The organism is Pseudomaricurvus hydrocarbonicus, from assembly GCF_011602365.1.
Lineage (GTDB): Bacteria > Pseudomonadota > Gammaproteobacteria > Pseudomonadales > Cellvibrionaceae > Pseudomaricurvus > Pseudomaricurvus hydrocarbonicus.
In genome coordinates, this window is record NZ_JAAONZ010000010.1 from 116,018 (window position 1) to 139,329 (window position 23,312).

Below are 23,312 nucleotides of genomic sequence, written 5' to 3' on the forward strand. Positions count from 1 at the left end.
GCCTGAGGCCTTTGCGGCAAAGAGACTCAGGTGAACCAAATGCGCGGCGGGCACGCTAGCCGCGCCAGTAACTGCGGCCGCAACTGCGCCCACCAGCGCTGGAACAGCTGCCGCGCCTGTTCGGAGCAGTGGCCCAAATAGCGCCCGACGACAAAATCTCCCACCTGACTCAGCCCCACCAGACTTTCGCCAACCAGACTCTCGCCAGCCATCCCCGGGCCAGCGCTGTTCAATAACGCTTCAGAATGGTGGTGGTTTTGCTGCGCAATCCACTCAGCCCGCTGGATGCTTTCTTCGGATTTCGCGCCAAAGGGGGAGTCGGTGGCAAAGGGGCCGGCCACAAAAACCGCGTTAATCGGTTTCGCTTGCATCCCCGCCATCGCGTTAAAAAGGCGACGGGTTTGGGCGTTCAAATGAAACTGTTCGACAAACACCGGCTCCCCCTCACACGTTACAGTCAACCGCTGGGAGACTTCGGCCTCCTGCGCGTCCAGCTTGCACGCCGGCAACCCCAGCGACGTCACCTCCCAGCCAATGAAGCGAGCGCCGGCGTGCAGGTCTACCCGGGTCTCCAGACGTGTGCGGGCGTTGGGGTAGATAATCGTTTCCAAAGGCAACCACTCCAGGCTAGAACCCGCCCCCACCTGAAAATGATTGAGTTGATGCTGCAGCGCCCGATCGGCGCGGGCCCGATACACCCGCCCGGCGCCCGGCGTCGTTAACAGGGTTTGGGCGCCATTGCCGACCTCCACGTCCAGCTGCAAACGATCACCGGACACCAGACCGCCAGGGGGGTGCAACACATACAGGTGCGCCAGCTCATCCCCTTCCGGATAAAAAGGTTTTTGCACATAGAGCGGCCCTTCGTGCTCGTTATGAACCAGTCGTGTCCCCCGGGGGCCGAGCTGTAAACGCAAGTTCAAGCGGGCGTGCCAATTTAAATGAGCGGGGGAAGAGACGGCCTCCTCCCCGGTCGTAACATCGGTAATACCGGTGTCGTTTTTGAGTACGGCGGTTAAAGCACTGTTCACATTTACACGGCCAAATGCTGTTTAATCAAATCGTCATTGAGGTTCGCCATCTTGTCGCTTGCCACAACACGCCCCTTCTCCATCAGGCGGAACTCTTCACCCACCCGGCGAGCAAAGCCCAGTTTCTGCTCTACGAGGATCACGGTCAAGCCATCTTCCTGATTCAGTTTTAAAATGACGTCGCCAATTTGTTTGACGATGTTGGGCTGTATGCCTTCATTGGGCTCATCCAGAATCAACACTTTCGGGTCAATCACCAGAGCCCGCCCAATCGCCAGCTGTTGTTGCTGACCACCGGACAGGTCGCCCCCCAATCGACTTTTCATGTCTTTTAGTACGGGAAACAGTTCGTAAATTTTGTCCGGTATGTCTTTGGTTTTTTCCTTGCGACAGGGCAGGCCGGTGCGCAGATTTTCTTCCACGGTCATTAACGGGAAAATGTGCCGGCCCTGCGGCACATAGCCAATCCCCATGTGGGCCCGGGCATCGGCAGGACGCCCCTGAATCGCCTGTCCCTCAAACTCGATACTGCCACTGGTCACCGGCAGCAGACCCATCAAGGCTTTTAACAAGGTGGTTTTGCCAACACCGTTACGCCCCATGATGCACGTGCAGGAACCCTGTTTAATGTCCAGGTCCAGATCCCAAAGAATTTGCGTACCGCCATAATGCTGGCTGACTTTATTGATGGCAATCATGCTCTTTCTCCCCTGGCTGCAGCGATCTCTTCGCCCCGGGCATCAGCGCTCTCTTCTCCCAGGTACACTTCGATCACATCCCGGTTGTTTTGCACTTCATCCATGGTGCCTTCCGCCAATACGCTGCCCTGGTGCAACACCGTCACGGTACGGGCGATGCTGCGCACAAACTCCATGTCGTGCTCAACCACAATCACCGTCCTATCCCCGGCGAGCGAGGTCAGCAACTCCGCCGTGCGCTCGGTCTCCTGGGCCGTCATGCCCGCCACCGGCTCATCGATTAATAATAGCCGCGGATCAGAGGCCAACAACATGCCTATCTCCAACCACTGCTTTTGCCCATGCGATAACGCGCCAGCCAACATAAAGCGCTGCTCCTTGAGCCCGATCAAATCAAGAATGCTATCGATACGGTCAATATCCGCCGAGTTCAGTTTCACCCTCAAGGTATACCAGATACCCTTGTCAGCCTTGAGGGACAATTCCAGATTATCGAATACCGTATGCGCTTCAAACACTGAAGGTTTCTGAAATTTACGGCCGATGCCCAGCTGGGCAATTTCCGGCTCAGAGCGCTGCAGCAAATTGATCGTCTGGCCAAAGTACACGCTGCCGCTATCACATTCGGTCTTTCCGGTGATCACATCCATCAGCGTCGTTTTACCGGCGCCATTGGCGCCGATTAAGCAGCGCAGTTCACCGTCATTGACGTACAGGTTTAAATCGTTCAACGCTTTAAAACCATCAAAGCTCACGCTCAACCCTTCCACATACAAAATCATGTTGTGAGAAACATCCACCATCGAATGTTCGGGAGCGAGAAAGGGCCAAACCTGATCGCGACGGAAGATTTCCCGTGTTGTGTCCAATACCGTCATGCCGACGCTCCTTCTGATCCTTGTACGCGGTCTGATCCTGAGGCACCTTTTTTCAGTGATTCCACCCGCTGTTCAATAAAACCGGCAATGCCTTTCGGCAGAAACACCGTGACCAATACAAACAGCGCCCCCAGGGCAAACAACCAGCCATCGGGCATGATCGCGGTAAAACGGGTTTTGGCGTAATTCACCAAAACGGCACCGATGATCGCCCCATAGAGCGTCCCGCGCCCACCGAGAGCGACCCACACCACCACTTCGATGGAGTTTATCGGAGAGAATTCACCCGGGTTAATGATCCCCACTTGCGGTACATACAATGCCCCCGCGACCGCAGCCAGCAGCGCCGAATAAACAAACAACCACACTTTAAAACGCTCAGTGCGATAGCCCATGAATCGCGCTCTGGCCTCGCCATCGCGAATCGACACAATCACACGACCAAAGCGCGAGCTCATGATGAAGTGACTGAGCACATACGCCAGCATCAACATCAAGGCCGTGATTGCGAACAGCGCCACCCGCACCGTATCCGACTGTAAACTGAACCCCAGGATGTCTTTAAAATCCGTCAGGCCGTTGTTACCGCCGAACCCCATTTCGTTGCGGAAAAACGCCAGCATCAAGGCGTAGGTGAGGGCCTGGGTCATGATCGACAAATACACACCGGTCACCCGTGAGCGAAACGCCAGCCAGCCGAAGACAAACGCCAGCAGTCCCGGCACCGCCAGCGCAATCACCATGGCAAACCAGAACTGATCCATCCCCAACCAGTACCAGGGCAGAGAATCCCAGCTCAAAAACACCATAAAATCCGGCAGTTCCGGGTTGCCATAAACCCCGCGATCACCAATCTGACGCATCAGGTACATGCCCATGCCATAGCCACCCAGGGCAAAGAAAGCCGCATGCCCCAAACTTAAAACCCCACAATAGCCCCACACCACGTCTACGGCCAACGCCAGTAACGCGTAGCACAAATACTTGCCCAGCAAGGTAATGGTATAGGTGCTCACGTACAGCGGTGAATCGGGCGATAGCCAAAGATTCGCCGCTGACGCCAGCAGCGTCAGCGAAAACAATACCACCACCACGATGGCCGTCGTCTTGGAAGTAAAACCGGAGGTTAAACTGCCTGCCGTCAACGGCGTTTTTGCAATCATCATTCAGCCGCCCTCCCTTTCTGTGGAAACAGGCCTTTGGGTCGTTTCTGGATAAACAAAATAATGAACACCAAAATAATAATGTTGGCCAACACTGCACCGGTGGCCGGTTCAAGAAATTTATTGGCAACGCCCAACGAGAAGCTGCCCACCAGGGTACCCAACAAATTACCGACGCCGCCGAACACCACCACCATAAAAGAATCAATAATATAAGACTGTCCCAGGTTGGGTCCGACGTTGGTCAGCTGACTCAGTGCCACACCGGCCACGCCGGCAATACCTGACCCCAAACCAAAGGTCATGGAATCAACCCGCTCGGTTTTAATGCCCATGGCCCGGGCCATGTCGCGATTTTGCGAGACAGCACGGACATTCAGACCCAGTGAGGTTTTCTTCATCACCAACATCAGCAAGCCGAAGACAATCAGTGAGAAAATCAAAATAGACAGGCGGTTATAGGTCAGGGAAAAAATCGGATTCAATTCAATTGATCCACTCAGCCAATCCGGCGTAGACACCTGACGGTTTAGCGGTGAGAAGATGGTACGCACCAGCTGCTGCAAAATCAGGCTGATACCAAACGTCGCCAGCAGGGTTTCCAAAGGCCGTCCATGCAAAAAGCGAATGACACTACGCTCAATCAACACACCCACACTGCCCGACACCAGAAAGGCGGCGGGGATGGCTACCAGAATGGTCCACTCCAGGTGATTGGGCATCAACAGCTGTACAACATAGGTGGTATACGCACCCAGCATAATCATTTCGCCGTGGGCCATATTGATCACCCCCATCACGCCAAAGGTGATGGCCAGGCCGATTGCCGCCAACAAAAATACCGAGCCCAGACTCAGGCCAAAAAACAATTTCTCCAGCAAACCATAATAGGCAATACGACCGTCAATGTCTTTTAACGCACTTTCCGCTGCAGACCGAACCAGAGGATCAGCTTCCTTAAATTCACCGTCAGAATTTTTATCCATCAACCGCATCAACAGGTTTTTTACCGGCAGCTCCAGCCGGCTCGACAAGGCGCGAATGGCGGCAACCCGCTCTGTCGAGTCGACTGAAGTGGATACGGTATTCATCGCCAGCCCCACATCCAGCAGCTGCTGTACCTCTTTAACCGTCTCTTTCTCACGCGCCTCTTGAAACAAAGCCACCGCACTGTCAGACATAGCGCTCAACATGGTTTCTGCGGCCGCTTTGCGTTCCGACTCTTCGCCGTAGAGTAATTGAATCCGGGCAATGCTGTTACGCAACTGTTTGCGCAAACTGTTATTAACCCGAACTTTCTTGAATTTTTTAATGGACAATCCGTCCACCAGTTCACCACCGAAAACGGAATACGCCACGGCGTTACCGCTGGCATTTTCTTTGACCTGATACAACTGCAAACCATCTGGCTGATAATACAATTCGCCATTCAGCATGGCTTCGAACATTGGCAGCATCTCGCGACCGGAATGCTGATCCAGCTGTTTCAAAATTTTCGACTTATCCCTCAGGCTGGCCGCGACCAGCTCTTGAAATAAGACTTTTACTTCCGCCGAAATGGAAACGGCATATTGATCAGGAGCAGGATTCTCACTATTGGGTTCCTGTGCATGGAGCCAGGAGCTGCCCAATGACAGAGACAGCGCCATTAACAGCCCGAATCTCACTATAATCTGCTTCACCACAGTCATCTGCTTCACCACAGTACCTCGTCATTGCAAAACATCATTGCGCTCTGGAGAGCGCATGTTTCCTGCCGGCCAACACAAACCTGCCCAAACGCTGATGCAGTTCAGGCAGGTGTGACGGCTGCGATCAACTTGATCGTTATTAACCGTTAGTGTTGCCGGACCAACCTAGTAGGTCTGGCCTGAGCAAGTTTTGGTTTTGGTGTTGTAGTTGCCACACAGGATGGGCGCGGTCCAATCTGCAATCAGATCTTTTGACCCTTCCAGAAAATCAGACCAGGCATCACCTTTTACTTCACCGTCGGTGCTCCAGACCACTTCGAACTGGCCGTCATCCTGAATCTCGCCAATCAATACCGGCTTGGACAAGTGATGATTTTTATTCATGACCGCAGTTCCGCCCGTCAGATTGGGCGTGGTCACACCGATCATCGCCTGCTCAACTTTATCCACATCCGTGGTGCCAGCTTTCTCCACCGCTTTGGTCCACATGTTAAAACCAATATAAGTGGCTTCCATAGGATCATTGGTTACCCGTGTGTCGTCTTTGGTGTAGGCGTGCCAGCCATCAATGAACGCCGAGTTTGCATCGCTCTCCACACTCTGGAAATAGTTCCACGCGGCCAGGTGACCGACCAGGGGCTTGGTGTCGATACCGGACAATTCCTCTTCCCCTACAGAAAAGGCCACTACCGGAATGTCTTCAGAGGAAACGCCCTGATTGGCCAACTCTTTGTAAAACGGGACATTGGCGTCACCGTTGATGGTGGACACCACCGCGGTGGCTTTACCGGCACTGCCAAACTTTTTAATGTCGGAGACGATGCTCTGCCAGTCAGAGTGACCGAACGGGGTGTAATTCACCATGATATCTTCTGGCGCCACGCCTTTCGCTTTCAGGTAAGACTCGAGAACTTTGTTGGTGGTACGAGGGTACACATAGTCGGTACCCGCCAGCACCCAGCGCTTCACCTCAAGGTCATTCATCAGGTAATCGACGGCAGGAATGGCTTGCTGATTGGGTGCCGCCCCGGTGTAAAACACGTTTTTCGAAGACTCTTCCCCTTCGTACTGCACCGGATAAAACAGCAACCCGTTCAGCTCTTCAATCACCGGCAGCACGGATTTGCGAGACACCGAGGTCCAGCAACCGAAGATCACATCCACCTGATCCTTGGAAATCAGCTCACGCGCCTTCTCTGCAAACAGCGGCCAGTTTGACGCCGGATCAACCACCACGGCTTCCAGCTTTTTACCCAGCAGTCCGCCCTTTTTATTTTGCTCTTCCACCATCATCAGGACCGTGTCCTTGAGCGTGGTTTCACTGATGGCCATGGTGCCCGAGAGTGAGTGCAATACGCCCACCTTGATGGTGTCCGCCGCCACAGCAACGTATGAAAATGCAGAAGCACCAATGCTGAGGGCTAAGCCTGCGGCAATTTTTTTCAGTTTCATAATTGTTATTCCTTAAATTGTCTGTTGAAAATTCCGGAAGATGAAAAGCTTACAATTGAATTTGAAAACCTAACGTCAGGGCATTGACGTCTGGGCCACCGTAGCCACTGATGTTGGCATCGCCGTCGATGTAATTGAGATTGACGCGGGCATTGTGGCCCGAGATCACATAATTCAGCCCAATTTCGGTGGAGTCGGTGGTGTCCGCATCGCTCGGGTCATTCTCGACATAACGCACGTAAGGCTGAAATTTACCCGGCCCCACTTCGGCGCCAAACATAAACGCGGCGGTGGCAAAGTAAGAGGTGCCATCGAACAGACAGAAACAGTCGCCGGTCGCCTCTGCCGGCGGTGTGGCCAGGGTGTAGTCCGCATCGAAATCTTTATACTCGCCTTCAAGGGTTAACACGTTGCTGCCAAACACCGTCTCTGACAACACATCCACGGTGTAGCCACTGAAGTCACCGGCTTCACCTTCGCTGCCGGTGCCGTCACTTTGTGTTTGAAACGAGACAGCAGCGGTTAAGATGTTGCCCAGACCGCCGTAGTAGGTGGAACTGGTGTAATAGCCCGGGTTCGCTTCCATATTCAAGAAATTGAAGGCAAAGCGACCGGCAAACAGCAGGTTGTCCTCTTGATTGGAATAGCCGTTAATGCCATCAAAGGCACCGATGGCGTACTGAAATTTACCCAGTGTGCCCCACACCGTGACACCGTCATCGCGACCGTAGCGACCCGCCACGTTGCCGCCCTGATCCGACGGGTAAAGCGGCACGGTGTATTGATTCCAGCTCAACGCGTAAAAGGGGCCGTTCATTTCGATGCGGTCGGCCGGGGTTAACATGCGCCCCACCCAGACATTAAACGCCGGGCTCATTTCAAACTGGGCGATTGCGTCCAGCACGATCATTTCTTCATCACTGACCTTGTCAGTATTGAAGGTAAACTTAATGTATTCGTGCACTTGACCTGTCATGTACAGACGCATATTGGCGACAGCAAAATCGTTGCTGCGGTCATCGCCGCTGGGCGCGCCGTCCTCAATCGATTGGTATTGAGCTCGCAAGCCTGCGCCGACGCTCAACCAGCGGGTTTCGTCCAACTCAACTTTTGCGCCCGCCATGGCTGGCGATGACAGACACGCCACGCCCAACAGACCGGCGGACACTCCGGCCCGCCAACTTAAACGTCGATACAATGAAGAAATCAGTTCCTTGTTCATAGTGATACCCTAAGACCCCAATGTTGTTTTTAAACAGCGGTGAAACTTTCCTGCCAACGGCTGATCTGAGAAAGGTCGTTGTTAAGAAAAACTGCTGTTAAGCGGATTGCTGCGTAATACTTTTTAGAGCCTCTATTTACCCACAAGCCCATTGCGCCCACCATTCGCCAATTGGCCCAAGCACCTACGTCAAATGACGTAGCCCTGCTCAAAGACAGCGCACCCCCCGGCTGGATGAACGCGCCACCAAGCCGCCGGCGTCCCGTCCCAACAGCGGTGCGGCAGTCCCAATGACCAGGCTCTCCGGCTCATAGCGCGGACGGGCCATAATCTGTTACATTGGCGGTTTCCGTTACCCTCTTACCCCCTACAGTTCAGGTTGACTCACATGCCTCTGCCCAATATTTTTACCCAGCTCCAACAACTGGTTGCCAGCCCCTCGGTGAGCAGCCACAGCGACAAGTGGGACATGAGTAACCGGGCGGTAATCGAGCTGCTGGCGGGCTGGCTGGAAGAGCTGGGCTTTGTCACAGAAATTCTGGAATTGCCGGGAACCGGCGGACGGAAATGCAACCTGATCGCAACCCTGGGCACCGGTCCGGGCGGGCTGGTGCTTGCCGGCCACACCGACACCGTGCCTTACGATGACTTTCAATGGCAGAGCGACCCGTTTACCCTCACCGAAAAAGACCATCGCTGGTTTGGGCTCGGGGCCACGGACATGAAAGGGTTTTTCCCCATCGCCATTGAGGCAGCCCGGGCGTTTGTGGGCACGCCCCTGCAACAGCCGCTGATTATCCTCGCCACTGCCGATGAAGAAAGCTCCATGAGCGGGGCTCGCGCGCTGGCCGAACTGGGCAGGCCCAAAGCCCGCTACGCCGTCATCGGTGAGCCCACCGGCCTGGTGCCGATCCGGATGCACAAAGGCATCATGATGGAAAAAATTCACATTGAAGGGCTGGCTGGCCACTCTTCCAACCCGTCACTGGGCAACAGTGCGCTGGAGTCCATGCATCAGGTCCTCAGCGAGCTGATGAGCTACCGCCAACAGTTGCAACAGCGCTACCACAATCCCGGGTTTACCATTCCCGGTCCGACCCTGAACCTGGGCTGCATTCACGGCGGCGACAACCCCAACCGCATCTGCGGCCACTGCGAACTGCAATTTGATTTGCGCGCAATCCCGGGCATGGACAACGACGAGCTGCGCCAGGAGATTGATGCCCGCATCCATCCCATCGCCCTCAGCACCGGCACAACCATCCGTCGTGAGACGCTGTTTGGCGGTGTCCCGGCGTTTGAAGAGCCGGCCAACTCGGCACTGGTGCAAGCGGCAGAACGGCTCACCGGCAACGGCTCCGAAAGTGTGGCGTTTGCCACCGAAGCGCCATTTCTGCAAGCCCTGGGAATGGAAACCATTGTCATGGGCCCCGGGCATATCGACCAGGCGCATCAACCCAATGAGTACATTCCGCTGGAACAGGTCAAACCGGCCATTGAAACCCTGAAAGGCTTGATTAAGCAGTTCTGTTTATAATAGGTTGAGTTATCTTATTTTTTAGTCATTACAGCGAAGACAAGGACCACCGGTGAGCAGCAACAGTCACGGCAAACACAAGCAGGCCGCACACGCGTCAAAAGACCCTGCCAAGGGCTACTCCAAAGACTACGTACAGTGGTTTCGTCAGTCCTCGCCTTACATCAATGCCCACCGCGGCAAAACCTTTGTGATGATGCTGCCCGGCGCCGCGGTGCAAAACGAAAATTTCGCCAACATCATTCACGACATCGCTCTGCTCAACAGTCTCGGCGTGCGGCTGGTGCTGGTACACGGCGCCCGCCCGCAAATTGATGCCCGCCTGGGCCTGGAACACACCCATTCGGACTTTCATCAGCAGTGGCGAGTGACCGATGCCGCCCAGATACACGGGGTCTGCCAGGCGATTGGCGAAGTGCGCTTCAGCATTGAAGCCGCACTGTCCACCGGGCTGCCCAACTCCCCCATGCACGGTGCTCATATCCGTGTGGTGGGCGGAAATTTCGTCACCGCCAAACCGATCGGCGTGATTGACGGCATTGACCTGCAGCACACTGGCAAAGTACGGCGGATTGACGATAAAGCCCTGCACCAGGCACTGGACAGCGGCGCTATTGTGCTCATCTCGCCACTGGGTTACTCCCCCACCGGAGAAATGTTTAATCTGGGCTTTGCCGAAATCGCCACCCAGATAGCCATCGCCCTCGATGCCGACAAACTCATCGCGTTCACCTCGGAAGAAGGCTTTTACGATCACGACGGCAAACTGTGTCGCCAACTGAGCGTGTCCGAATGCGGGCAACAACTGCAGCAGCTGGAAAAGGATCACGACCACTCCCAGTCACTGCAGGCCTGCTATGACGCCTGCCAACTGGGCGTTCCCAGAGCCCAGATGATCAGCTACCGGGACGACGGCGCACTGTTGCAGGAACTGTTTACCCGTGACGGCTCCGGCACCCTGGTACACCGCGACAACTACGAGTTCACCCGCCAGGCCACCATCGACGATGTCGGCGGCCTGTTGGAGCTGATCGAACCCCTAGAGCAACAAGGTGCACTGGTCAGACGCTCGCGGGAATTGCTCGAGAGCGAGATCGATCGCTTCACCATCCTCGAAAAAGACGGCACCATCATCGCCTGCGCCGCGCTCTATCCGTTTGGCGCCACACCCACCACTGCCGAACTCTCCTGCGTCGCCACTCACAGCGAGTATCGCAAGGGCGGTCGGGCCAAGCTGGTACTCGATATCATAGAAGAGCAAGCTCGCAACATGGGCGTGCGCGAGCTGTTTGTGCTAACCACCCAAACCGCCCACTGGTTTCAGGAACAGGGCTTTGTGGCGGCCAGTCTCGACCGCTTGCCAGCAGAAAAGCAGAGCCTTTACAACTTCCAGCGCAACTCCAAAGTCTTCATCAAAACCCTCTAAGCAGCGATCGCGGGTTGTGTTACCCGCAGATCGTCATCCCACAGGCAGCACCTTTACACAAGGCACTGCTGCTCGGGGCGATGAAACCCGCCCCACCCTTCAACGGCGATACTAAAGGCGCAATCGCAAGGCATTCAAACGCGGCAAAACCTGATAAAATGACCGATTCGATTGACGCTATCGCGCGTTTTAACCTGTATCAAACACCGGCAAAGAGGTTTCACCTATGCCCGTCTATCGCTCCAAGACTTCCACCGCTGGCCGCAACATGGCCGGCGCCCGCGCACTCTGGCGTGCCACTGGCATGAAAGACGAAGACTTTCACAAGCCCATCATCGCCATTGCCAACTCCTTCACTCAATTCGTACCCGGTCATGTCCACCTCAAAGACATGGGTCAACTGGTCGCCCGGGAAATTGAGAAAGCCGGCGGTGTCGCAAAGGAATTCAACACCATTGCGGTGGATGACGGCATTGCCATGGGGCACGATGGCATGCTCTACAGCCTGCCATCCCGTGACATCATTGCCGACTCGGTCGAATACATGGTCAACGCTCACTGCGCCGATGCCCTGGTGTGCATCTCCAACTGTGACAAGATCACCCCGGGCATGCTGATGGCCGCCATGCGCCTCAACATCCCGGTGATTTTCGTCTCCGGTGGCCCCATGGAAGCCGGTAAAACCAAGCTCTCCGAGCACAAGCTGGATCTGGTCGATGCCATGGTCATTGCCGCTGACGACAGTTTCTCTGACGAGCACGTGGCCGAAATCGAGCGCAGCGCCTGCCCCACCTGCGGTTCCTGCTCCGGCATGTTCACCGCCAATTCCATGAACTGCCTGGCCGAAGCACTGGGCCTGGCACTGCCTGGCAATGGCACCGTGGTTGCCACCCACGCAGACCGTGAACAACTGTTCCTGCGCGCGGGCCGCACCATCGTCGAGATGGCCAAGCGTCACTACGAAGACGACGACTACAGCGTTCTGCCACGTTCCATTGGCACCTTTGAGGCCTTTGAAAACTGCGTGGCCCTCGACATCGCCATGGGCGGCTCCACCAACACCATTCTGCACCTGCTGGCCATCGCCCAGGAAGCCGAAGTAGATTTCACCATGGCCGATATCGATCAGCTGTCCAAGCGCATCCCGCAGCTGTGCAAAGTGGCGCCCAACACCCAGAAATACCACATTGAGGATGTACATCGTGCCGGAGGCATCATGGCCATTCTGGGTGAGCTGGATCGTGCCGGCCTGCTCCATGCACACCTGCCCACCGTGCACAGCGCCAGCATGAAAGACGCTCTGGACGAATGGGACATCATGCGCCAACCCTCGGCGGAAGTGATGAAGTTTTACAAGGCCGGCCCGGCCGGTATTCCGACTCAGGTCGCCTTCAGTCAAGCCACTCGCTGGCCGTCACTGGATGCCGACCGCAGTAACGGCTGCATTCGTTCGCTGGAGAACGCCTACAGCCTGGAAGGTGGTCTGGCGGTCCTCCACGGCAACATCGCCCTGGATGGCTGTGTGGTAAAAACCGCCGGTGTTGATGACTCCATTCTGGTGTTTGAAGGCAGCGCGTACGTCACCGAGTCACAAGATGAAGCGGTTGCTGACATCCTTGACGGCAAGGTCAAATCCGGAGACGTCGTGATTGTGCGCTACGAAGGCCCCCGCGGCGGTCCCGGCATGCAGGAAATGCTCTACCCGACCACCTACATCAAATCCAAGGGTCTGGGCAAAGAGTGTGCGCTGCTGACCGATGGCCGCTTCTCCGGCGGCACCTCCGGCCTGTCCATCGGTCATGTTTCCCCAGAGGCCGCTGCCGGTGGGGCTATTGGTCTGGTGCGCAACGGTGACCGTATCAAGATCGACATCCCCAACCGCTCAATTGACGTCCTGATCAGCTCACAAGAGCTGGATCAGCGACGCCAGGAGCAGGACAAACTGGGCTGGAAGCCTGTCAAACACCGACCGCGCAAAGTCAGCGCCGCCCTCAAGGCCTACGCCCTGCTGGCGACCAGTGCCGATAAGGGCGCCGTCCGGGACTTGAGCAAGTTAGACTGAGCACCTGGCACGTCTCAGACAGCTGACTGCTTGCCACACAAAGGCCTCTCCGGAGGCCTTTGTGTTATCTGCAGGGGGCTCAAAGACACCCTGCTCCAGCCGTGATTGCTTTTGCCGGGACAGCAGCTTCCGCCCCGGCACTCCACCCAATGACGTTACCTGAAGCAGCCGATTGTCCAGTCAAACCTCGACTGAAACGCCTCGAACGCGATAAAAGCCTATATACTAAAGGCGCTGCCAATAAAGACGTTTGCCCATGAAAATCGAACACCTGCAAAATACCCAGAAAGACAACGGCAAAGCCCGCCTGCGAGCCGAGTACCCCCGCAAGGCTCATGAACAGTGGATCTATTTTCTCCCCGCGGAGATACAGGACGCGGTGATTGCCAACATGGACATACGCCACTACAAACGAACCGAAACCGTTTACGCCCATCACTCACCCACCAATGAAATTTATACCGTACTGGAAGGCTGCATCAAGCTGACCAATACCACGCTTTCCGGGAAGGACATCGCCATCACCACCCTGCCCAGAGGCTGCACCTTTGGTGAACTGAGCTTTATCGATGGTCAGCCCCGACAAAACATCGCGGTCGCAAGTACCGACTGCACGCTGGCAGTATTAACCCGCAAACAGTACCTGAGCCTGTCTCAGCAGCACCCGGAAATCCTCGCGGGCATGCTACAATTTACCGCCCATCGGCTGCGCGCGCTGGTTAACATTCATCAAGATACCACCAGCCTTGAACTGCCGCAGCAACTGGCCAAACGCCTGCTGTTCATCGCTCAGAAACAAAACGATGGCAATCACCACAGTCAGCCCACCGAAATCAGTGTGTCGCAAGATGAACTGGCGGCCACCCTGGGCGTCAGCCGGCAACACGTCAACAAAGCCCTGAAAAAATGGCAAACCGACGGATTACTGGAGGTCGGGTATCGAAAAATCACCCTGCTCGATTGCGAAGGTTTAAAGGAAGTCACTGAGGACATTTAGTACCGAAGCTGCGAGTCACCCCAGCGGGCTCTCTCTGGCTGCGCCATGCAACTTGTGTGATGAGCAGAGGAAGTAATAAGGAGGTGTGAGGTGTGAGGTGTGAGGTGTGAGGTGTGAGGTGTGAGGTGTGAGGTGTGAGGTGTGAGGTGTGAGGTGTGAGGTGTGAGGTGTGAGACAAGTATAAAAGATGACGCGGCCTTGTGAGCCGCATCAAAACACCCATTTACGGATTGCATAAATGGGTGTTTAGCTGATTAGCTTTTCAGCGAATCTTCCCGTTTCTTTTCGTTCTTACAGAACTCAATCCACTGGACAGCAAACTTCTTGCTGCGCTTATCTTTCGCTGCTTTTTCGAACTCTTTAATGGCTTTGCCATACTGTTTCAGATTGGCATTAGCCATACCAAGAACGATCTGCAACTGATCCGGACGCTTGATGCTACCGCGCTTGTAGGCTTTCGCCCCGGCCTCAATGGCTTTCTTGTTTTCGTCGTTGTCCAGATAAATACCGGCCAAACGAGCGTACAAATCACCTTTATCGGATTTAGACGCAGCCTCTTCCATCACTGGAATGGACTTCTTCACATCCTGCGACAGACGCCAGGCAGTCGCCAGCACTTCCAGGTTCTTGGAAGTCTTTTCGATCTTGCCTTCTTTCATGCCCTTATCGATGATCTTGGCAGCCTTGTAAGGCACATCCTGACCCATGTACAGGTAAGCAAGGTTCAACAGCTCTTTTTCATTGTTGAGTTCACCCGCCAGGTAAACCACATCCAAGGAATGCAGCTGATTCTTCTCCTGCTCTACCTGTCCATACATACCGGACAGTTGCTTCCAGTAAGTAATTTTCGGGTAGTGACGGATCAACTTCTCCAAGATCGAAATAACTTTTTTGTTATCGCCTTTCTCGTAGTAAATTGCCCGCTGCAGGGTGTACCAGTTTTCTTTTGGCACCTTGCCAGTACTTTCGAACTTATCAACGGCCGTGTTGATGTTGCTCAGCGCAGAATTCATGTCGTTCAGCTGGTAATAACCCTGTGCAATTAACACATAGGCATCAGCACCAACAATCGGCTGTAACTTCATCCACTTTTTCAGCAGATCAACCGCACCACGATAGTCTTCCTGTACGAACATCAGCTGTGCCAAAGTGTAGAGAGTCCCTAACTCCAGCGCCTCACTCAGTTCTTCTTCCGCCAAAACTTTTTTGTAGTAGCGAATGGATTGCGGGTAGTCTTCCAGCGAGTAATACACCCAACCAAAGTAGTTCCACAGGTTGGCCTTCTCAAAGCTGGTATACTTAGCGCCTTTGGACGCCTCGAGATCTTTCAAGACAACCAGAGCACCCTTCCAATCACTTGCATCGGTCTTTTCCTGCACCTTTGCAAAATCTTTAAAAACGTTCTGACGCAATGAGTAAGATTTTTTAGTCGTGTATTTGGGCTTTTCTTGCTCACCTTCCTGAGCGAACGCACTGCCAGAAGACAGTGCATCCAGACCCAGAGATTGCAGGACAACACTGGAAGCAGCTGGCGCTAACGCCAGTGGTGCCACCATCAGTGATTGTCTGACGAGCTTCAAAACCTTAGCCGTCATCTTCATAGTCTTTCCCATTGTTTACTTGGCAATAGCAAAGGTGATTTTGTTGCGTACACCAGGAACTTCCACCGCTTCGCCGTCAATGACGCGAGGCTTATACTTAAACTTGAGTGCGGCTTTAGTGGCTGCACTGTTAAAGATATTGGGTGGATCCGCATCAACTACAACAGGGTCTTTAACAGAACCGTTGGTCGTTACAGTGAACTCAACAATTACGTAACCTTCGATACCGCGTGACAAAGCTCGGCGTGGATACTGCGGCTGAACTTTTACAATTGGTAGGTACTCACCGTCAGATCCGAATCCACCCACACCTTTAACGTTCAGGTTTGGCTTGACTCGAGGAGCCGACATATTCAGAGCATCAGGGTTAACCTCAGGTTGGTCAAACTCTGGCTCTGGCATATCAGGTGGCGGCTCTTCCGGGTCTTCTGGCTTGTCCGGCTTCTCGGTGTCGTACTTGGTTTCGATTTGACGCTCCGGCATAAAAATGTCGGCCACTTTACGCTCATCCGCTTCTTCAGGAGGCTTATTGTCGGCCGCAATCAATGCGTGCATCAAAAACAGTAGGCCGAAGGTCGTGGCTGCTGCCAACAACCCTGCCAATACTAATCTTGCAACATTCATAGAGCGCTCTATTTCTTCTCAGTAGATACAGAAACATCCATTACACCCGCCTCGCGAGCTGCTTGCGCAACTTTGGTCAAGGTTTCGATATTGGAATCATCGTCCGCCTGGATAACGACAGCACCTTTCGGATTTTCCGCGTGCAGACGTTCGATACTGCCTTTCACAGCACGAATGTCAATACGGGATTTGTCGATCCAGACTTCGTTGTTAGAGCTGACAGCTATGAGAATGTTGGCGTTCTTTTTCAGCATTGCTGTCGTCGCCTCAGGGCGATTAATTTCAATGCCGGCTTCCTTAATAAAGGAAGCAGTCACAATGAAGAAGATCAACATGATAAAAACCACGTCAAGCATCGGCGTTAAGTCGATGGCGTTCTGATCTTCTTCAGCTGCCTTATTTCTTCTGCCCATGATAACTCTCTTAGTAACCGGTTAATGCTTTACTTAAGCCTTAATGGTCCATCGTCAAGTGGTCTTCAAGCAGCTGATTTTCACGCTCTGCAGTACGGGTAATGTAAGTGTTACCAAATACGCCTGATAGTGCCGCAACCATACCCGCCATTGTCGGGATTGTTGCTTTGGAAACACCACCAGCCATGGATTTAGCATCACCACCACCAGTTACTGCCAGTACGTTAAACACTTCGATCATTCCGGTTACGGTACCCAGCAGCCCCAACAGGGGTGCCAGTGCCACCAGAGTGGCAACCATATCCATATTCACGTTAACTTTTTCAGAAACGCGGGAAATCAGTGCATAACGAACTTGATGGGCATTCCAGGATTTGCGCTCTCCGCGAGCTTCCCAGACATCCAGGGCGCCTTGAACATCGTTCTTCAAGGCTCCGTGGAAATACCACACACGTTCAAAAATCAGAGTCCACATGACGAAGGTCAGTGCGGCGATCAACAACAATACATCACCGCCCTGAGCCACAAAGGCCTTAATGGCTGCTAGTGCGTCCATCAATGCCAACATGCGCTATCTCCTACTTACGTTCCGCGTTTTCGGCGATGATACCAGCACTTTGCTCATCCAAAATATGGAGAACACGCTTGGCACGGCCGTTAACTAAGGTGTGCATCAGTACAGTTGGGATGGCAACAACCAGACCCAGAACTGTGGTTACCAGAGCACCGGAGATACCACCCGCCATGGCTTTAGGATCACCCGCACCGAAGATCGTAATCGCCTGGAAGGTGATGATCATACCGGTTACGGTACCCAGCAGACCCAGCAGAGGGGCTACCATAGAGATGATTTTCAACAGGTTCAGACCGGATTCGATCGCTGGACGCTCTTTCAGAGTTGCCTCTTCCAGTTTCAGTTCCAGTGACTCACCATCCAGACCTTTGTTGTCCTCAGCCACTTTCAATACACGACCCAGAGGGTTGTTGGTATTGGCAGTGGTGGATTTCAACTGAGCATTAACTTTGCTGCTGATACCGGCCAGCACGATGAAGCGCCAGATAGCCAGAAGCATTGCGAAAGCACCAACGGCGGTGATGATGTAGCCAACCAGGCCACCCTGATGCCAGCGCTCAACAATCGATGGGCTGTTGATCAGAGCCGACAGGTAAGAACCACCGGTAGGGCCTGTAGGGTCAATACCGACACGGGTAAAGCCGTCGGTAGAAGACTGCAATTCAGACGCAGCAGACAACAGAGAACCCGCTGGCTGACGAGTCAGCTCGGCCATTTTTTCGCCTTGAGGTACGAATTCCAGGTATCTGCCATCAGACAACAGCTGGAAGTTACCAATACGTACCACATCCTGAGTAGCCTGCTCACCGTCCGGCTTAATTACCGTACCGCTGAAGACAACGGTTTTGCCGCCTTCGATGGTTTCACGCTGAATTTCAAACCACAGACGCTCAATCTCTTCGATGGTTGGCAGCTGAGTAGCGCTGTTCATCTTGTCGATCAGAGTATCCAGGAATGCAGCACGACCAGGGTACTGGGCAGAAACAATAGAAGTGCTCAAGTTGTTGCGCAAATCACCCGCAGTAGAGGTGAGGTGACCAAACAATTCTTTCAAAGAACCCAGACGTTCCTGCAGCTGCTTGCGCTTGGCAGTAACATCCAATTCTTGCTGACTGTACTTGGCTTCCAGAGCTTCAGAACGCTTTTCTTCGTTCAGTTTGGTCTGCTTAGCCTGGTTCAGCAGAGATTGTTGCTCACTCTTCTGACGACGAAATTCAGCTTCACGCTTTTTGTGTTCCGCAGATTCTGCAACCTTGCTTTGCTTAACCATGTTAAGCAGCTGTTCCAGAGACTGGGCTTTATCTTGTGCCATTACGACGCCAGAACTTAACAGTCCTGCGGCTGCCACGGCCAGGCAGCGTTTTGCAAAAGTCATTTTCATTGCGCAGCCTCCGGAGCCAGAATCGGCAATCTTAATACATCGATAGATGCTTGTTTCTTGGCAACGCGAATGCCTTTCAGAATGGCACTGCGGTACTCACCAGAGTCCAGCTCAACCCATGCTTTTTGACGCTGATCCCAAGCACCGGACAACTGGGTGTCCTTGGTTTGGTACATCAGGGCAACACGGCCAACACGCAGGATGTTCACTTCACGCTCTTGACCACCAACGGTCAGAGTATCGTCGTAAGTATCGATCTTGCGACCGTACTCAGATTCGATTTTGTAAGCTTCCAGAACCTGACGGAACTTCTCGGCAACCGAGATATCAGCACGCTCCTGATTGTTTCTCAACATTTCCAGACGCTGCTCGCGCTCTTCCTTATGAAAAGGAACATCCAGAGCAACAAATTGCTCCAGGCCATCCAACATCTTCAGGATCAAAGGCTGAACCTGACGCTCCATAACGGTCACGTTTTCGATGGATTCATCCAACTGAGAAATTACTTCCAACTGATTGGCAATTTGCTTTTCCAGTTGTCCGTTGTAAACACGCAACCCTTCGATCTGCTTGTTTACTACCTTGAAATCATTCAGCAGGCTGGAAGTCTGCTCAGCGATCTTGTCGACCTGTTGCTGAGAGGCTTGAGCAATTTTGGTTTTCTGCTCGCCAGTTGCCAGAATGGAATTCAACGTTTGGTCTGCTTGAGCCACGCTACCAATCAGCGCACTCGCAGAAAGCACGGTGGTTAACGCCACGGCTTTTAATCGCTGCTTCTTCATAAATCCCCCAGTGTGGGTGCGTACAATCAACTCATTTGCGACCGGTTAGGCCGCTCTTTTTCATTATTTACTGCTATGAAGCAATAATTTGAAGCTGGCCATTTAATAACAGCAGACTTAAACATTCAATGGTTAATCCGTAACTACCTATCTGTGTGTACATTGGTATCACGAAAGGTAACAACCCGACTTTTATTCACGGGATGATGGGTAACAACCCTTATCGAAAGTAAGCGCTAACCGCCGAAAACAGGAGAGTGAACACTCACTCTCGATCACATTCTTTTATCAGTTCGACAAAGTTAACTATTAGTAACACCGTTCAAACGTCAGAAACGAAAAGGCCACATCGCCCCGCTCTGAATGACCATCTTCCCGTGCCACCTCTCTCCAGCCGTCACCCAGCTCGGGAAAACGGGCATCGCCCTCGTAGTCCCGGTGCACCTGCGTCAGGTACACGCGATCCACCAGCGGCAGGCTGGCAGCGTAGATCTGAGCCCCGCCAATCACCATCACCTCATCCGTCGATTCCTGCTGGCCACGAGCAATCGCCGCCTCCAGACTGCTCACTACCACCGCCCCCTCGGCGTGCCAGTCAGGCTGCCGCGTAATGACGATATTGGTCCGTCCCGGCAAAGGCCGGCCAATGGACTCAAAGGTTTTGCGACCCATGATAATGGGCTTGCCCAGAGTGACCCGCTTGAAGTACTGCAGATCTTCCGGCAGGTGCCAGGGCATTTTGTTGTTGCGGCCGATCACCCGGTTGGAGGCCTGAGCCACAATCAAAGCCAGACGAGGTTGAGACATAATTTTTTCCTGAAAATTTGAACCATTACACACTAAGCCCGAGTCGTCAGCGGCCCATTCAGCGACAGAACAACGCGCTACACCGAGAACGGGTAGGCAATCGGCTCGTGGAACTCGTAGCCGCTCACCTCAAAGTCCTCCAGGGTCACCCAGGTCTCCAGATCTTCCAGGGTTTTAATCGCCGGATTGATGGTCAGTTGCGGCGGCGCAAAGGGCTCGCGCTTGAGCTGCACATCGCGCATCAGCTCCAACTGATCTTCGTAGATGTGGGCGTTAACGATCTTGTGATAGGCCATGCCCGGCTTGTGCCCGGTAATCTGAGCCACCAGTTTCAGCAGGGTAAACACCTGAATCTGGTTGAAATTCAAGCCCAATGGAACATCACAGGAGCGCTGGTAAGAGGTCAGGTGCAGTGTATCCCCCAACAGGGAGAAATTGTGGGTGTGCATACACGGACGCAGGCACCCCATGTGAAACTCACCCGGGTTGTAGAACGACAGGATTTCACCGCGATCGTCAATTCCGCGGGACAGGTCGTCCACCAGCTTGCGCAATTGATCTACGTGCCCCCCGTCCGGCTTTTGCCAGCGGCGACCCTGCACGCCGTACACGCGCCCCATGTCGTCGTCACCGCGGCGGTGCGGGTTGTTCAGCCAGGCGGCATTTTCATTGGCATTGGCGTCCCAGGTTTTGCAGCCGATCCGACGAAAATCCGCGGCATTGTCATAGCCACGCAGATAGCCCAGCAGCTCGGCGATGGCGGCTTTCCAATAGCTTTTGCGAGTGGTAATCAACGGGAACTGGTTGCTGCCGACATCGTGAGTCATGTCCGCATTAATCACCGTCAGGCAGCGTTTGCCGGTGCGTTCATTTTCGACCCAGTGGCCGTCCTGAATAATGCGCCGACACAAATCCAGATACTGTTTCATGAATTCCTCTCTTCTGTCATTCGGTGCTCGCTCTTCACTCTACACGTTTGTGGCCACACAACTTTAGTGCGCGACGAGCCGCTGTACGATGATCCGCAGCCAGCAGCTCACCGGCTTATCAAGCTCACTTTGCACTGGCCTTACGGCCATTGGCGGGACTCTGCGAGGTCGATCGGCCTCGATAGGCCAGAAACAGCAGCACCGCCCCCAGCACAATCATCGGCAAACTGAGTAACTGACCTCGCGTCACCCAGCCAAAGGCGTCAAAGCCAATAAAGCTGTCAGGTTCCCGGAAAAACTCCACCGTAAACCGGAAGCATCCGTACAGGAACAAAAACAGCCCACTGACGGCCATACGCGGTCTCGGCCTGGAGGAGAACCAGACCAGCACCACGAACAACACCAGCCCCTCAAGCGCCGCCTGATACAACTGCGACGGGTGGCGAGCCAACTGCAACGGGTCTTTGGGAAACACCATGGCCCAGGGTACATCGCTGGCTCGGCCCCACAGCTCCTGGCCAATAAAGTTCCCCAATCGGCCCAAGCCCAGGCCGAGCGGAACCAGCGGCGCAATAAAATCGGTAAGGTCAAAAAAGCGAACCTGAATTTTACGCGCATAGAGCGCCATCGCCACCAGCACCCCCAACAGGCCACCGTGGAAGGACATGCCGCCCTCCCACACCCGGAACAGCCAGGCCGGGTCCATCAAAAAACGGTCAAAGTGGTAAAACAGCACGTAACCGCAGCGACCACCGAGCACCACCCCCATCGCCCCATAGACGATCAGGTCTTCCACCTGCGTCGGCTGGCAGGCCGCACCCGGACGGGCGGCTCGACGCATGGCCAGAAACCAGGCACCGGCAAACCCCAGCAGGTACATGATGCCGTACCAGTGCACCTCCAGTGGCCCCACGGTTTTACCAAAGATATCAAATGGCCCCAGAGACAGGGCCACGGAGTCAATAACGGGATAGGTCAGCATAATTCCTGCTTGCGTGTTGTTGTAAACCATCGATCTAGCGAATCGATAAACCAGTCATTCAGGCATGTCGTTTGAAGAGCATGCCGCTGCGACAACGTGGTGGTAAATAAAAAACCGCTCAGGCTCTGCACTCAGGCCTGAGCGGTGGACATCATACCACTGACCAGCAGCTGTGCGGCAATCAGCAGCAGAACGATGGCAAACGCCTTTTGCAATTTAGCGGCTGGCAGTCGGTGAGCCAGTTTGGCCCCCACTCTTGAAGCCGGCGCACTGCACAACACCAACCCCAGGAAGGCGGGCAGATAGACAAAACCCAACGCCCCCTCTGGCAGAGTCTCCTCACCCCACCCCTGAACCACGTATGACACCGCTCCGGACAGCGCAATGGGTAAACCGAGGGCCGCAGAAGTCGCTACCGCACGCGCCATGGCGACCCCACAAAAGCGCAAATACGGCACCGTCATCGAACCACCGCCGACCCCAAACAGGGAGGAAAAGCCACCAATCGCGGCGGCCACCACGCCCAGTTTCACAGGACCCGGCAGGGCGCTGCCTTCGCTGGGCAGGCGTCGCAACATCGTCAGCGCCACTAACATCAGAAAGACGGCAAACGCCAGCTTCAGCTGCTCGCCAGCCAGTTGGGACGCCACCATCGCCCCCAGCCAGGCGCCAAGGACGACCCCCGGCACCAACGGCTTCAGCAGCGACCAGTCAATGGCGCCCCTCTGCCAGTGGGTCCAGCCGGCCACCGACGCCGTAACCACAATACACGCCAGCGACGTGCCCACCGCCAGGTGGACGGTGATCGCCTCGGGAAACGCCAGCGCGCCAAAGGTGTAAATCATGGCTGGCACCATCACCACGCCACCGCCCAGCCCAAACAACCCCGCAATCAAGCCCGCGGCAACCCCCACCACGGCAAACACAATCAATATCGTCAGCATAAATCCCCCAGATCAGCGGGCATTATCCGGACTTGTCGCCACAATGACCAGCCAGAGGGCTTAAGCCCCGATAATAATTAACGCTCTCGATCCGACATCAGCGGCGACATCCGCCGAC

General features: G+C 54.4%; 21 protein-coding genes. 4 read left to right on the top strand and 17 right to left on the bottom strand.

Annotation, left to right across the window (positions count from 1 at the left end):
* Positions 1-26 precede the first annotated feature (26 nt).
* The 7 genes from G8770_RS13605 to G8770_RS13635 all read right to left on the bottom strand — a co-directional run bounded on the left by G8770_RS13605 (position 27) and on the right by G8770_RS13635 (position 8,135).
* Positions 27-1,031, bottom strand: coding sequence for an urease accessory protein UreD (locus G8770_RS13605; RefSeq protein ID WP_208022251.1), 1,005 nt, complete (start codon positions 1,029-1,031; stop codon positions 27-29).
* A gap of 2 nt (positions 1,032-1,033) precedes the next feature.
* The gene (gene urtE / locus G8770_RS13610) at positions 1,034-1,729 is read right to left on the bottom strand and encodes an urea ABC transporter ATP-binding subunit UrtE (protein WP_167187677.1); all 696 of its coding nucleotides are present in this window, start codon (positions 1,727-1,729) and stop codon (positions 1,034-1,036) included.
* The gene (urtD, locus tag G8770_RS13615; RefSeq protein ID WP_243760504.1) at positions 1,726-2,532 is read right to left on the bottom strand and encodes an urea ABC transporter ATP-binding protein UrtD; all 807 of its coding nucleotides are present in this window, start codon (positions 2,530-2,532) and stop codon (positions 1,726-1,728) included. The genes urtE and urtD overlap by 4 nt, the downstream gene beginning before the upstream one ends.
* A gap of 71 nt (positions 2,533-2,603) precedes the next feature.
* A complete protein-coding gene (urtC, locus tag G8770_RS13620) occupies positions 2,604-3,773 on the bottom strand; it encodes an urea ABC transporter permease subunit UrtC (RefSeq protein ID WP_279537161.1) in 1,170 nt (389 codons plus the stop codon).
* Positions 3,770-5,461, bottom strand: coding sequence for an urea ABC transporter permease subunit UrtB (urtB, locus tag G8770_RS13625; protein WP_243760505.1), 1,692 nt, complete (start codon positions 5,459-5,461; stop codon positions 3,770-3,772). The genes urtC and urtB overlap by 4 nt, the downstream gene beginning before the upstream one ends.
* Positions 5,462-5,626: 165 nt before the next feature.
* Entirely contained in the window at positions 5,627-6,913 is a 1,287-nt protein-coding gene (gene urtA / locus G8770_RS13630) for an urea ABC transporter substrate-binding protein (protein ID WP_167187683.1), read from the bottom strand.
* 49 nt (positions 6,914-6,962) lie between these two features.
* Positions 6,963-8,135 (bottom strand): porin family protein, encoded by a 1,173-nt coding sequence (locus tag G8770_RS13635; protein WP_167187686.1) that lies wholly within the window; start codon positions 8,133-8,135, stop codon positions 6,963-6,965.
* Positions 8,136-8,523: 388 nt separating this feature from the next.
* Here G8770_RS13635 and argE point away from each other — a divergent pair, with 388 nt between their 5' ends.
* From argE to G8770_RS13655, 4 genes are all read left to right on the top strand, one after another.
* Positions 8,524-9,672 (top strand): acetylornithine deacetylase, encoded by a 1,149-nt coding sequence (gene argE, locus G8770_RS13640; protein WP_167187689.1) that lies wholly within the window; start codon positions 8,524-8,526, stop codon positions 9,670-9,672.
* A gap of 52 nt (positions 9,673-9,724) precedes the next feature.
* Positions 9,725-11,098: an amino-acid N-acetyltransferase gene (gene argA / locus G8770_RS13645; protein ID WP_167187692.1), complete on the top strand. Its 1,374-nt coding sequence runs from the start codon at positions 9,725-9,727 to the stop codon at positions 11,096-11,098.
* A gap of 226 nt (positions 11,099-11,324) precedes the next feature.
* Positions 11,325-13,160 carry a dihydroxy-acid dehydratase gene (gene ilvD / locus G8770_RS13650; RefSeq protein ID WP_167187695.1) on the top strand — a complete coding sequence of 612 codons (1,836 nt, stop codon included), beginning with the start codon at positions 11,325-11,327 and terminating at the stop codon, positions 13,158-13,160.
* A gap of 256 nt (positions 13,161-13,416) precedes the next feature.
* Entirely contained in the window at positions 13,417-14,157 is a 741-nt protein-coding gene (locus G8770_RS13655; protein ID WP_167187698.1) for a Crp/Fnr family transcriptional regulator, read from the top strand.
* 254 nt (positions 14,158-14,411) lie between these two features.
* Here G8770_RS13655 and G8770_RS13660 read toward each other — a convergent pair whose 3' ends face one another.
* The 10 genes from G8770_RS13660 to G8770_RS13705 form a co-directional block, all read right to left on the bottom strand.
* Entirely contained in the window at positions 14,412-15,758 is a 1,347-nt protein-coding gene (locus G8770_RS13660) for a tetratricopeptide repeat protein (RefSeq protein ID WP_208022252.1), read from the bottom strand.
* A gap of 15 nt (positions 15,759-15,773) precedes the next feature.
* Positions 15,774-16,382 (bottom strand): energy transducer TonB, encoded by a 609-nt coding sequence (locus G8770_RS13665; protein WP_167187704.1) that lies wholly within the window; start codon positions 16,380-16,382, stop codon positions 15,774-15,776.
* Positions 16,383-16,390: 8 nt separating this feature from the next.
* Entirely contained in the window at positions 16,391-16,795 is a 405-nt protein-coding gene (locus tag G8770_RS13670; protein WP_167187707.1) for an ExbD/TolR family protein, read from the bottom strand.
* A gap of 40 nt (positions 16,796-16,835) precedes the next feature.
* Positions 16,836-17,363, bottom strand: a complete 528-nt coding sequence (locus G8770_RS13675) for a MotA/TolQ/ExbB proton channel family protein (RefSeq protein WP_167187710.1) — start codon at positions 17,361-17,363, stop codon at positions 16,836-16,838.
* Positions 17,364-17,373: 10 nt separating this feature from the next.
* Positions 17,374-18,750, bottom strand: a complete 1,377-nt coding sequence (locus G8770_RS13680) for a MotA/TolQ/ExbB proton channel family protein (RefSeq protein ID WP_167187712.1) — start codon at positions 18,748-18,750, stop codon at positions 17,374-17,376.
* Positions 18,747-19,532, bottom strand: coding sequence for a DUF3450 domain-containing protein (locus G8770_RS13685; protein ID WP_167187715.1), 786 nt, complete (start codon positions 19,530-19,532; stop codon positions 18,747-18,749). Before G8770_RS13685 ends, G8770_RS13680 begins: the two co-directional genes overlap by 4 nt.
* Positions 19,533-19,841: 309 nt before the next feature.
* A complete protein-coding gene (locus G8770_RS13690) occupies positions 19,842-20,339 on the bottom strand; it encodes a dihydrofolate reductase (RefSeq protein ID WP_167187718.1) in 498 nt (165 codons plus the stop codon).
* 77 nt (positions 20,340-20,416) lie between these two features.
* A complete protein-coding gene (locus tag G8770_RS13695) occupies positions 20,417-21,268 on the bottom strand; it encodes a thymidylate synthase (protein ID WP_167187721.1) in 852 nt (283 codons plus the stop codon).
* A 124-nt stretch (positions 21,269-21,392) separates the two neighbouring features.
* Positions 21,393-22,250 carry a prolipoprotein diacylglyceryl transferase gene (gene lgt / locus G8770_RS13700; RefSeq protein WP_167187724.1) on the bottom strand — a complete coding sequence of 286 codons (858 nt, stop codon included), beginning with the start codon at positions 22,248-22,250 and terminating at the stop codon, positions 21,393-21,395.
* Between the two features lie 131 nt (positions 22,251-22,381).
* Positions 22,382-23,194 carry a sulfite exporter TauE/SafE family protein gene (locus tag G8770_RS13705; RefSeq protein ID WP_167187727.1) on the bottom strand — a complete coding sequence of 271 codons (813 nt, stop codon included), beginning with the start codon at positions 23,192-23,194 and terminating at the stop codon, positions 22,382-22,384.
* Positions 23,195-23,312: the final 118 nt, after the last annotated feature.

What these genes read in the sequence shown, in the direction of transcription:
- urtE (WP_167187677.1), bottom strand. Translation starts at nt 1,729, where the DNA reads ATGATTGCCATCAATAAAGTCAGCCAGCATTATGGCGGTACGCAAATT.
- urtD (WP_243760504.1), bottom strand. Translation starts at nt 2,532, where the DNA reads ATGGTGGATGTTTCTCACAACATGATTTTGTATGTGGAAGGGTTGAGC.
- urtC (WP_279537161.1), bottom strand. Translation starts at nt 3,773, where the DNA reads ATGATGATTGCAAAAACGCCGTTGACGGCAGGCAGTTTAACCTCCGGT.
- urtB (WP_243760505.1), bottom strand. Translation starts at nt 5,461, where the DNA reads ATGACTGTGGTGAAGCAGATTATAGTGAGATTCGGGCTGTTAATGGCG.
- urtA (WP_167187683.1), bottom strand. Translation starts at nt 6,913, where the DNA reads ATGAAACTGAAAAAAATTGCCGCAGGCTTAGCCCTCAGCATTGGTGCT.
- G8770_RS13635 (WP_167187686.1), bottom strand. Translation starts at nt 8,135, where the DNA reads ATGAACAAGGAACTGATTTCTTCATTGTATCGACGTTTAAGTTGGCGG.
- argE (WP_167187689.1), top strand. Translation starts at nt 8,524, where the DNA reads ATGCCTCTGCCCAATATTTTTACCCAGCTCCAACAACTGGTTGCCAGC.
- ilvD (WP_167187695.1), top strand. Translation starts at nt 11,325, where the DNA reads ATGCCCGTCTATCGCTCCAAGACTTCCACCGCTGGCCGCAACATGGCC.
- G8770_RS13655 (WP_167187698.1), top strand. Translation starts at nt 13,417, where the DNA reads ATGAAAATCGAACACCTGCAAAATACCCAGAAAGACAACGGCAAAGCC.
- G8770_RS13660 (WP_208022252.1), bottom strand. Translation starts at nt 15,758, where the DNA reads ATGAAGATGACGGCTAAGGTTTTGAAGCTCGTCAGACAATCACTGATG.
- G8770_RS13665 (WP_167187704.1), bottom strand. Translation starts at nt 16,382, where the DNA reads ATGAATGTTGCAAGATTAGTATTGGCAGGGTTGTTGGCAGCAGCCACG.
- G8770_RS13670 (WP_167187707.1), bottom strand. Translation starts at nt 16,795, where the DNA reads ATGGGCAGAAGAAATAAGGCAGCTGAAGAAGATCAGAACGCCATCGAC.
- G8770_RS13675 (WP_167187710.1), bottom strand. Translation starts at nt 17,363, where the DNA reads ATGTTGGCATTGATGGACGCACTAGCAGCCATTAAGGCCTTTGTGGCT.
- G8770_RS13680 (WP_167187712.1), bottom strand. Translation starts at nt 18,750, where the DNA reads ATGAAAATGACTTTTGCAAAACGCTGCCTGGCCGTGGCAGCCGCAGGA.
- G8770_RS13685 (WP_167187715.1), bottom strand. Translation starts at nt 19,532, where the DNA reads ATGAAGAAGCAGCGATTAAAAGCCGTGGCGTTAACCACCGTGCTTTCT.
- G8770_RS13690 (WP_167187718.1), bottom strand. Translation starts at nt 20,339, where the DNA reads ATGTCTCAACCTCGTCTGGCTTTGATTGTGGCTCAGGCCTCCAACCGG.
- G8770_RS13695 (WP_167187721.1), bottom strand. Translation starts at nt 21,268, where the DNA reads ATGAAACAGTATCTGGATTTGTGTCGGCGCATTATTCAGGACGGCCAC.
- lgt (WP_167187724.1), bottom strand. Translation starts at nt 22,250, where the DNA reads ATGCTGACCTATCCCGTTATTGACTCCGTGGCCCTGTCTCTGGGGCCA.
- G8770_RS13705 (WP_167187727.1), bottom strand. Translation starts at nt 23,194, where the DNA reads ATGCTGACGATATTGATTGTGTTTGCCGTGGTGGGGGTTGCCGCGGGC.